Here is an 11652-nt window from a genome sequence, read left to right as displayed (position 1 = left end):
TATACTTTGGATCATTCACTTGTTTCAGCGCTATTCGTCCAATACTTCTTTTTACTAACCAGTTATAACTAGTTTAGCAAAAAAGAATAATTTCTGAAATTCCGAATTTTAAACAGACAGGAGCATTTCCTGAAGATTCTATATATATCAAGGAAAATCGACCAAAAATAAACTAAAAATAAACTTTTCAATAGAGAATCATAGCTAAAACAGGATAAATTAATCATATTTTCATCTTCCTAGCTTTACCTTTATCAAAAAAAGCTCAAAATGTTAGTTTTGACAACTAACATTTTGAGCTTTTTGTTTTTTTCTTAACGAATGATTTCGACTTTTTTGTCTGTCTTGACTGTAACACGGCCGTTTTTAATAACATATAACCGTTCTGGAATATCAATAATCGCATGTTCAACCACTTTTGTGTCTAATAAGACTAAATCTGCTTTATTCCCAACTGCGACACCGTATCCTTCTAGTCCCATCGCACGAGCAGGACTTGTTGTTACCATTGGTAGCACTGTTTTTAAGTCATCCGCTCCACCTAGGTGCCCAACAGGAATGGCTAACATCGCTGTTTGAACAATATCCCCTGTGCCATATGGTGTAAAAGCATTGCGAATATTATTTGTAGCAATACAGACATTCACGCCACCATCGCGTAATTTACGGATTGGCGTAACCGCACGTCGAACATTGTACTGATCACCACGAGCCCCTAAATGTAAATCCGTTGCTGGTAAAGCCATCACGCTAATATTCGCTTCCGCCATTTTTGCAATAATAGGCGCCAATTCTGCTTCAGGTAAGGCATGCAATGCCGTTAAGTGGCCCACTGAAACACGGCCTTGGTAGCCTTCAGCGATGGTTTTTTCACATAAATATTCAATACTCATATCATCAGCTTCATCGGCAAAATCTTGGTGTAAATCTACATCTTTATCATATTTTTTAGCAATTTCAAACACTAAATCAATATGTTCTTTCGCTGGTGCATCATTATAAGGAATACCGCCGACAACGTCTGCGCCCATATCCATTGCTTCATACATCATTTGTTCTGTTCCAGGGGCTTTAAAAATTCCTTCTTGCGGAAACGCAACTACTTGCATGTCAATTAACTCTTTGCATTCTTCTTTCAAACGCATAATTGTTTTGAAGCCAGTAAAACCTTGCGCTGGGTCAAATTCTGCATGCGTTCTTAACGCCGTGGTTCCATGAACGATTAACATTTCTAAGGCACGTTTGGCACGGTCGTAAATGTCTTCTTCGGTAAATGTTGGTTTTAATTCTGCGGTTACTTCAATTGCTTCTTTCAACGTACCTGATTTATTTGGTTTACGATCAGCGATTAATGCCTTGTCCAAATGTAAATGGCTTTCTACAAAACCTGGGATTAAAACACGACCATCTGCTTCGATGACTTCTTTGGCATCGCCAGTAATAACTGGGGCGATTTCAATGATTTTTCCTTCTTTAATAGCTACATCTTGTAATGCTTCACCGTCTTGAAGACGAACTTGTTTAATTAATAAATCCATGTTTTCCACTCCCTAAATTGTTTTTTATCCAAAGATTAAACCGATAACTAATAATAGTACAGAGGCAATACTTAACCATTTCACGTTTCCTTTAACAACATCCAAAATTGGAATTTGGAAGCCTGAAGATAAAGCTTGCATAGTAATATTAACGAAACTCATTTGACTACCTAAACCAACACCCATTGCTACAAAACCTAATGCTAACGGCGGGAAGTTCAACGATACAGCAACTGGTAGCACTAAAGTTAAAACAGAACCCACGTAGGCCCCAGCTGGAATCCCAATTAAAATCCCTGTTAAAATGGCAACTGGCACGACAATAAAGGCTGGTGCATTTTCAGCAACACCTGCGATGACAGCAAACGTTCCTGTTTGTGCAATAACATTAATAAAGGCTAAGAAAATCCCTACTTGGAATAAACGAGTCAAAATATATGTAGACCCATCTACCATCGCTTCGACAGATTTGTTCATTGAGAAATCTGTACATAAGAAAATTAAAACTAATGTTAAAATCATGTATACAAGTGGCGTAAAGAAGGCAAAACCAATTAAATCATTCACAATTGGTCCAAAAATTACAGCAAACAATAAGAAAATGGCTGGCAAGGTAATTTTAAATAATTCACCATTGCTCTTTTTATCAAATTCATCATCTGCCGACTCTTTAAAGCCAACATTTCTATGTTTCGTTCCCCAAAAGGCTAACACAATCGCTAATGCTACGAAGAATAACCAGTAAGGTCGCATGGTTGAAACATATGAACCGACACTGATATCGCCTAATTTTGAAACAATACTTGATTCTAATGAAGCGGGTGATGTTGTAAATGATACCGCAGCAGCTAAAGACATTGCTGCAATTAATTCAGGAACAACGCCAACTGCGGCAAAGGCCAATGGCGCAATAACCATCGCACTTCCGCCACCAATTCCTGACATATATGTGGCTGCGGCTAATAAGATAACAATAAAAGCTGAAACATACTCGACTTTTCCTTTTGTGCCTCGTTTGGCTAAAGTTAATGCAGCTGAATAACTACCTGCTTTAAAGACCGCCATCGCAACAGCTGAATTAATGATGGGAACGGTAATTCCTAACATCATCGGGATAGCTTCCAACATCTGTTTATTCGCTTCTTCTAGTCCAATGCCACCAATCAGCATCGCTAAGACGCCACCAATTAAACCAGCGATAATCATATCGACTTTCATAAACAATAGAACCAAAACAACAATCAATGGAATAATCACAACTAATGCCATGATTCCTGTCGGGGCAACTACATCCCCAATCTCATCAGCAAAGGCCGCAACTGGCACAAAAATACTAACTAAGAATGCAAAAATAAGTGCTACTTTTGACGATTTTTTCATTTTACTTTCCTCCAATAGAAAGAAGGCGAGAGCAACGCAGCAGCGAATACTCTCTGCGCTCCTCATTATTTGGCAAAGGCACCTTGCCCGCCATATTTATCGTAATGTACAATCTCACTAACTAAATAATCATAAATACTTTGTGGAATTTCAATGCCTTCTGACATGGCTTTTTGATAGTTTAGCTGACCAATTTCTCCTGGATAGTAAACTTGTTGAAACCCTTCTGCTGTAGGCACACTATGAAGTTCTTCCACCATTTGATTAATATTTTCTTTAAATCGTTCAGAATCTGTAAAGCGGCTTGGATCAATGACTAAAAACATCTGACCCAGATTCCGTTTCTCCGTTAAATCCGCATACATGGAGCTGACATGTTTGCCAAAAGGTAAGCCTAACAACGAACCAGCTAAGACATCGACCATCATCATTAGTCCATATCCTTTTGGTCCTGAAATCGGCAATAAACCTCGTACTTCATAAGGATCAGTCGTTGGCTGGCCTTTTCCGTCTACTGCCCATGTGTCGGGAATTTCAACATCTCTTGAACGTGCATCTAAAATTTTCCCCCAAGCCTGTACTGTCGTAGCCATATCAAACACGACTGGTTCATGACCTGCTCTAGGTGCTGCAAAAGCGATTGGATTTGTTCCAAAATAATTGCTTGTACCACCAAACGGTACCACCATTGGATCAGATTGACACATCGAAAGAGCAACCATGCCTTGTTCCGCTGCTTTTTTAACATAATACGATAACGTCCCGCTATGACTCGTTTGAGAAACGCCAACATATGCTAACCCTGATTCTTTGGCTAGGTCAACTGCAGCAGCTAATGCTTCGTTACAAACAAATTGACCCACGCCATTATCGCCATGAAAAATGGCAGTGGACGGTCCAGTTTTTTCAAATGATAATTCGGGATCAATCGTGATCCCGCCTTTTGCAATCCGTTCCGCATAATAATCCATACGAACCGCACCATGTGAATGAATACCGCTAGCATCTGCAAAAGTTAAATGTCGAGCAACTTCTTCGGCATGTTCAGAATGTAAACCAGCAGCTTCTAATTTTTGTTTCATCAGCTTTTCTAATTTTTCCGGTGTAACGACAACCATTTCTTCCATTGCGCTTGCTCCTTTATCATTAATCTTAAAAAAGGGAAAGAAAACAAGTGATTTTCTTCTTCGTCCTTGCATTTCCTCCCCTTTTTTCACTACTTATTGCTACTGTTAAAGACAGTATAGTCAATTTCATCCACTGATTTTGCAACTAGAATAGCAGAGTAAACATCTGAATTGACATTTAAAATTGTTCGTAACATGCCAACAAACCATTCGACGCCTGCAAAAATTGCAATACTCTCAATGGGTAAACCCATTTGCGGAACAATCACTGCCAGTGAGACTAAGCCCGCACCGGGAACAACTGCGTTTGCTAGTGAGACAAACGTTGCTGTAATTGCTAAGTAAATCATTTTCGTAATATCAAACTCTAGCTGATACATCTGAGCGATAGTCATTACAGTAAAAGCCATATGCATCGCTGAACCGTTACTGTTTAACGACATACCTAACGGCAACACTAAGTTAGTAATTCGCTTACTTAAACCTAATTTTGTTTCTGTTTCTTCCAAAGCTACTGGTAAAGTAATTGCTGAAGAAGTTGTCGCCAAGGCCATCACAGACATATTTTTCATGTTTGTAATTAAACGTAGTGGACTTACTTTACAGTACAATGTGATAACCAAAATCCAGATGCCCAAAAATAAAATAGTTCCTAATCCATAGACCAATAGATACTTCACTAACGGTAAAATAATTTGAAGGCCTAAGTGACTAATTGTTGAAGCAATTAAAGCAAAAATCCCCAGAGGTGCTAGATACATGACGTATCGAATGACTGTAATGATAACTTCATTAAAGTCCACAATTATTTGGAAGAGTTGTGTCTCTGGATGGCTTTGTAAGTATTTATTCAGTGCTAAACCAAAAAATAATGCAAAGACAATAATTTGAATAATCGATCCTTGAGTCAGTGAATCAAAAATATTTTTCGGAACGAAATTTAAAATCGTATCAGTGATTGAGATTTCTTGCGCTTTAATAGAAGCATCTTGGAAGCCAGTCATTTTAACACCGTATCCTGGATTAAAAATGACTGCCATTAGGACGCCCCATAAAGCGGCAGCTAAGGAGGAAATCCCGAAAACAGCGATTGTTCTACCCCCAAGGCTCGTTAATTCTTTTGGATTAATACTGCCAACTGCTTGGACAATTTGTCCTAAGATCAAGATAGGAATAGCCATTTGCATCAGTCGCAAAAAGACATCTCCAACTATTTTCAAGTAATTGCCGCTAGCAGGAATCAAGAGTCCTACGAGGATTCCTACGACAACAGCAATTGCAATTTGGGTGATCATGGACGGTTTTTTCATGGTAAACTACCCCTTTTGACTGATCACAGTTCCTGCTTCTTTATCGATGTTTTCTAAGTTTTCGATAGAAGTAATGATTGCTTTCCGTTTGTCATCACCTTTTACGAAGTCTAAGGCAGCTTCGATTTTTGGTAGCATACTACCAGCAGCAAAGTGACCTTCTTTAATGTATTCTTCTGCTTCGGCTACACTGATTTGTTCTAATGCTTTTTGATCTGGTTGATTGTAATTAATGTAGATGTTATCAACGCCTGTCAAAATAATCAAACGGTCTGCATCAACGTTTTCAGCTAAAACACGTGCAGAGAAATCTTTGTCGTTAACCGCTTCCACACCTACGTATTGTCCGTCTTCTGCTACGACCGGAATGCCCCCGCCACCAGAACAGATAGTTAAAACGTCCGCCTCTACTAAAGCACGAACCGCCTCTTTTTCAACAATTTCTTTAGGCATTGGTGATGGAACAACTTTTCGGTAGCCACGGCCAGCATCTTCCACATACGTAGAGCCATCTTTGGCTGCTTCCGCGTCAGCTTCTTCTTTTGTATAGAATGGACCAATTGGTTTGGATGGTTTTTTAAACGAAGGATCTTCTTTGTCCACACGCACTTGCGTAACTACAGAGATAACTGGTTTAGCAATGTTACGTTTTTCAAACTCATTAGTTAAAGCATTTTGTAACCAGTAACCGATACTTCCTTGTGTCATCGCAACACAAGTATCCAATTTCAACGCTGGATTTTTTTCACTTTCGCCTGCTTTTTGTTGTAAAAGCAAATTCCCTACTTGTGGTCCGTTTCCGTGACAGACAATGACTTGTTCCCCTTTAGCAACAAATTCTGCAATATATTTGGCCGCGTGATTAACGACGGCTTTTTGGCCTTCATCTGTTGGATCCGTATCTAAAATAGCATTCCCACCTAGGGCAATTACGTTTAAACTCATTGATTGATTCGCTCCTTTTTAGTAAAGCAAAGACAAAATCTTTTCAGTATCGATGGATAAGAAATAATTTGTTTACGAAATGAAAGATTTTGTCTTGCTCATTTTGATTGTTTCAGTCATTATCGAAGGGATAATTAACCTAATTTCGGTTTACTTTCATCTTTAGCTAAGAAAGCAAAAGCTAGTAAACCAATAACTAATAGTACACAAGAAAGATAGAAGCCAACTTGCATTGAGCCTGCTGTATCTGCTAAATATCCTGTGACATACGGTGCTAGGATTGACCCTGACATCCCAATAAAATTATAGGCACTTAACGTTGTTCCTAAGGCCGCTTTTGGTGCATGTTTGGTAACAAAAGTCACCATAATTGGATCTAACGCTAATTTCCCTGTTAACCCATAAAGAATTAAAACAGAAATTAACAATGTCCGATTTGTTACAAAAGCAATCGCAAAGACAGATAGGATTGCTAAAGGTACTAATGTAAAGACTAATTTTTTCGTCGCACCTGTTTTATCATTCAAACGAGCGAAGATTAAGGCGCCTGGAATAGAGGCCCATGGTACAAGTGATGAAATGAAACCAACGCTCGCTCCTGTAAAGCCACGTTCAGCAATTAAAAATTGTGGCAACCAAGTAATAATGACAAAGTTTGCATAAATACTTGTGAAACATAAAATAAATGCGGCTAATAAATTACGATTTGAGAAAATTTCTTTTAATGAGATCTTTTCTTGTGGTCCTTCTTCAGCAGCTGCTCGTGCAGCTTCTTCACCAGGACGAATCACTTTTTCTTTCAAAATTGTATAGAAAAGAATTCCTACGATAAACGTTGGAATCGCCATGATAAAGAATGGTTTGCTCCAATGTTCACCATTTTCTAAAACCAACTTACTTGAAAGTAGGTACCCACCTGATGTACCGAAGGCCATCCCACTATTGATGATGGCATTACCGATGGTCCGTTTACTTGCTGGAATCGCTTCTGTCGATAGCGCATATTGCGGGCCATAGTAAGCTCCTTGACCAATACCAGCAATTGCACGAATGACTAAAAACATAACAAAGGTTGTCGCTAATCCACTAAAATAAGTAGAAATAGCAAGAACGATAAACCCAACAGCAATGACTAATTTCCGCCCAATTTTATCGCCAATCATCCCAAAAGGAATCTGTGCAACAGCATAGGTTAGAAAGAAGATACTATTGGCTAAACCAAGTTGTGTGTTACTTAGACCAAATTGTTCTCCAATGACCCCCATCACTGGATTAAAAATAGTTCGTGTTGCGTACATTAAAATCCAGCCTACGAAGAAAATGGCTACGACTTTAATCCAGTAACTATTGCTCACTTGCACTGCTTGATTTTTTTTACTATTCTCCATGTCTTCTCCTCACTTCTCATCTAACTCTACAGATTGTAAAGCTAGTAACATTCCAAATGACATATCTTTACCAGAGGAATGTCCGATTTGTATAATTCTGTCAATATTTTCGTCAACTCTATTATCCCGATGGTTCTCCAAATCCAAGAGTAACTGATACAACAATGAATTTACATATCCTTTAGCCGAGCTTGCAATATAGCCTTTACTAACATCTGTTGTGGATAAATTTGCTGCCGAAAGAGTAGCGGCTAACGCCGCAGCTCTTTCATCAGCAAATATGAACAGAATTGTTTGATACGCCACTAAAATGTCATCACCACTCGGGGTTAACCCTTTGCCCCGACCAATCAGATAATTCGTTACTTCTTGCCATTCCGATAGTGTCCAAACTTTTTGTTTTTGGCTCATTTTTTTGAAAATATGCTTTGCTCGTTCGTCTAAAGGCAGGCCAATTCTACGTTCTAAGTTTCTCGCTAATAAGCGGTCTCGCAACAAGCGTAATTGGTCTTTTTCTAACTTGAAATGAGTAATGTTTAAAGAAACGACCTCGGCAGGTGTGAGTTGGATCGTTTTCACGCCGACTGTACTGTAAAAGGTCAACTGATTTTCTGTGATTTTGACTTTATTACCTTGTTGTACATACGGAAAGATTTCTTGAAACAATTGATCTGGCAAAAACATACCAAAGCTTGATAAATAATTATGGAAGTTTGCAACATTGATTAATTGATCCTGGACTTTCAGATTAAATGAACGTTCAAAAACACTGTGAATGGTTCCCATCTTGCCATATTGGTGGATAGGAAAAATGTAATCACTAATGACTAGTTGGTTATTCAACCGTAATGCCTAGTTTCTCAGCATACGCTTCTAGGGCTTTTTCAAAACAGCCTAGAGGTGCTCTAACTGTCCCTGCACCAATTTGACCAACACCGGCATTTTTATGTGCAATCCCTGTATTGATGATTGGCGTAATTCCTAATTCCACCACTTTACGGATATCAATTCCTAAACAAGTTCCTTGGAAATCCCAAGTTGGAATTGAGAATGTTGGGTTGTGTCCTTCACAGATTTTTGCCATTTCATTTGAGGTTGCTAACGCATCTTCAAAGCCACCTGCACCAACAAACCGTGTTACGCCAGGTGCAGCTACCATAGCCATTGCTCCAACGCCTACTGTTTCAGTAATTGCACTATCCCCGACATCAGGATTTCCGTCTTCTTCGCTGAAACCAGTGAAGTAAAGACCTTTTGGTGTATTTACTGGTGCGGTATGCCATTGATCGCCTGTTTCTGCAATCCGGACCCCAAAGTTCACGCCGTTACGAGTCATCGTTGTGACAATCGTTCCGTTGGTATCTTTACGGGCACCATCAACAATTGCTTTTCCAGTTGCCATCATGACATTTAAGAAGAATTGATCTGTGTCAGCTAAGAATTTGATTACTTCGTATTTTTGATTTTCTGGAATATCTGTTTTGATAATTAATGGAGACAATTCTTTTAAGAAGTTCAAAGATGCGGCAATATTTCTTTGGTGGAACTCGTCACCCATTGTAATAGAGCGCGCAATCAATACGTTTAAGTTCAAGCCTTCTTCAGAAAGTTTCAAGGCTTTCGCAATAGTTGGTCCTAAAACATCTTTAATCCAATCTAAACGATCAACCACTTCTTGTGAATAAGCACCAAAACGCAATACTTTACCGATACCTTCATTCAAGATACAGTATGCTTCGTTACCTTCTAAGCGATTTTCTACAACAAAGACTGGCATATTACCAGAAGTAATACCGCCCATTGGTCCAACTGCTTTTACATGGTGACAAGGAATGAAACGTACTTCGCCAGCTTCAAAAATCTTCAAAGCATCTTCTTCGTTGTCTGCCCAACGTTCGAATAATGCTGCACCGATACAAGCCCCTTTCATTGGTCCAGTCATTTCAGACCATTGGATTGGTGGTCCAGCATGAAGTAATGTTTTTTGTGCGTCATCATTTAATTCTGGAATCACTGATTTTGCAGGTACCACATCTACTAAGAATGGTTGTGCATTTTTAATTTTGTCTGTTACTTTGTGATTTTCAGCTTCGATTTGTTCACTGTAATCTTCCAAAGCATCCAAAATTTTAATCATTTTTTTATTGCCGTTAGCACGTGGACGCCAGTTAAATTGAACAGTTTCGCCACCGTAATCAACGATTGATTCTGTAAAGCTTTGCAACCCAACGTTAATGATTCTTGGTTTGGTTGTTAATAATTCCATTACTTTTTCGCCTGGTTTTGGTACATCGACAGTTGGTCCGTTGTAAGCAACCACTTCTTTATCGTCTTCTGAAATTTCGATTCCTTTTAGTAATAAAGCTAATTGAACAGCTTTAGCATTGCTTTCTGCAACTAAAACGCCGCCTTCTTTCAAACGATCAACCGACGATTGGTAATTTTGCGGATCTTTCGTCGTCCCACAAACAGTTGCAACAAAGTAAAGATCACGTCCTGCTTCTTTGGCTGTGGCACGCGCTTCTTCAATTGCTGGTAACAATGCACCAACCATGTCTTCATGAGCACCATAGCCTAACACCACATCGAATAAGATAATCCCCGTTTTTTCATCTTGTGCGTATTCACGAATTTTTTCGATACGAACATCTGGGTCAATCATTGGGTGCGGACGACCTTGTGTATACATATCATCGCCTAAGTCAATGACTTCATAACCGTGAGATTTCAAGACATAACCTTCTGCTTTCACTAAACCGCCAAGATCTAAAGCTTCAGAAATTAACATACCTGCTTCAGAGGCTAATGTACCACCTGAATATAAGCCTTTTACAACTTTATCTTCTGGTAGTGTTGGTACAGCTGGTTTTGCTAATGCTTCAAAGTAATTTTTCTTCACGGCCACATCATTTGCTAAATCAACAGCAATTTTAGCTGTTTCTTCTAATGTATGAGCTAGATAAACTTTGCCTTCGTGACTTGTTGGTTTTTCTCCTAAGAAAATCGCAACGACTGGTTTTGAAATGCTTTGTAATAATTCAACCACTTCATCACGAACTTCTTTTGCAGGTGGTTTAGAAATAACTGTAATCACATCGGTTGGTTCGTGATTTTCTAAGGCCACAATAGCATCTTTCACTGTGATAGCGCCTACTTTGTCGCTTAGGTCACGACCACCAGTACCAATGGCGTGAACAACTCCGCCACCTAAGCGGTCAATAATCGTTGTAACTTCTTGAATCCCTGTTCCTGAAGCACCAACAACGCCAATGTTTCCTGGAGAAACAACATTTGTAAAGGCGATTGGAATACTTGAGATAATACCAGTTCCACAGTCAGGCCCCATCATTAGTAAGCCTTTTTCATGCGCTAATTTTTTCAAACGTACTTCATCTTCAATTGACACATTATCCGTGAAAGAGAACACGTGTAAATCATTTTTTAAGGCACGTTCCATTTCTGGCGCACCATATTCACCAGGAATACTGAATAGCGCTACATTCGCCTCTGGTAAAAGATCAAACGCTTCTGACCAAGAAGTTGCTGCTTGTGCTTCTTCACTAGTTCCCTTTGCTGATAAATCATCTAAGAATTCATCAATCGCTGGCATAACTTCTTCCATGATGTTTTCTTTTTCACTGTCAACCACAATCATCATGTCGTTTGCAGATGCACTATTGGCCTCATCCGTTAACAAGTTCGTGTTGTTAAGGATGTCTTTGTTGGCATCTGTTCCCATCATGATTTGACTCATGGTTACACCATCTAATGCATTGATTTTATTGGTCAATAACATTAAGTTGATGGAGTCTTGGTAATTGTTTTTCAAAATTACTGTGTGTAACATTGTTCATCCTCCTATCTATTCCTTACAATGCTATTGTATCGAAACGAGAAAGTGTTTTCATCGGACATAATTCTAAAAAAATGGTATAATTTTTATCCATAAGAGAAAAAAAGGAGA

The 11652-nt window shown here is 39.0% G+C and carries 8 protein-coding genes; all 8 read right to left on the bottom strand.

Annotated features, from left to right (window positions below; all coding sequences use genetic code 11):
- Window positions 1–314: 314 nt before the first annotated feature.
- Entirely contained in the window at window positions 315–1538 is a 1224-nt protein-coding gene (locus tag IGJ04_RS10345; RefSeq protein WP_438840183.1) for an amidohydrolase family protein, read from the bottom strand.
- Window positions 1539–1562: 24 nt separating this feature from the next.
- Window positions 1563–2984: a hypothetical protein gene (locus IGJ04_RS10340; protein ID WP_002383665.1), complete on the bottom strand. Its 1422-nt coding sequence runs from the start codon at window positions 2982–2984 to the stop codon at window positions 1563–1565.
- Window positions 2984–4045, bottom strand: coding sequence for an ureidoglycolate dehydrogenase (allD, locus tag IGJ04_RS10335; protein ID WP_438840182.1), 1062 nt, complete (start codon window positions 4043–4045; stop codon window positions 2984–2986). The genes IGJ04_RS10340 and allD overlap by 1 nt, the downstream gene beginning before the upstream one ends.
- An 89-nt stretch (window positions 4046–4134) precedes the next feature.
- Window positions 4135–5355 carry a dicarboxylate/amino acid:cation symporter gene (locus IGJ04_RS10330; RefSeq protein WP_002361159.1) on the bottom strand — a complete coding sequence of 407 codons (1221 nt, stop codon included), beginning with the start codon at window positions 5353–5355 and terminating at the stop codon, window positions 4135–4137.
- A gap of 6 nt (window positions 5356–5361) precedes the next feature.
- A complete protein-coding gene (arcC, locus tag IGJ04_RS10325) occupies window positions 5362–6300 on the bottom strand; it encodes a carbamate kinase (protein WP_002355252.1) in 939 nt (312 codons plus the stop codon).
- A gap of 134 nt (window positions 6301–6434) precedes the next feature.
- The gene (locus tag IGJ04_RS10320; protein WP_002355251.1) at window positions 6435–7688 is read right to left on the bottom strand and encodes an MFS transporter; all 1254 of its coding nucleotides are present in this window, start codon (window positions 7686–7688) and stop codon (window positions 6435–6437) included.
- A 9-nt stretch (window positions 7689–7697) separates the two neighbouring features.
- Window positions 7698–8531, bottom strand: coding sequence for a DUF2877 domain-containing protein (locus IGJ04_RS10315; protein WP_192189292.1), 834 nt, complete (start codon window positions 8529–8531; stop codon window positions 7698–7700).
- Entirely contained in the window at window positions 8524–11535 is a 3012-nt protein-coding gene (gene fdrA / locus IGJ04_RS10310) for a DUF1116 domain-containing protein (protein WP_192189293.1), read from the bottom strand. Before fdrA ends, IGJ04_RS10315 begins: the two co-directional genes overlap by 8 nt.
- Window positions 11536–11652: the final 117 nt, after the last annotated feature.

Source organism: Enterococcus sp. AZ050 (assembly GCF_051715085.1).
GTDB classification, from domain to species: domain Bacteria; phylum Bacillota; class Bacilli; order Lactobacillales; family Enterococcaceae; genus Enterococcus; species Enterococcus faecalis.
This window is presented reverse-complemented; position numbering and strand designations above follow the sequence as displayed.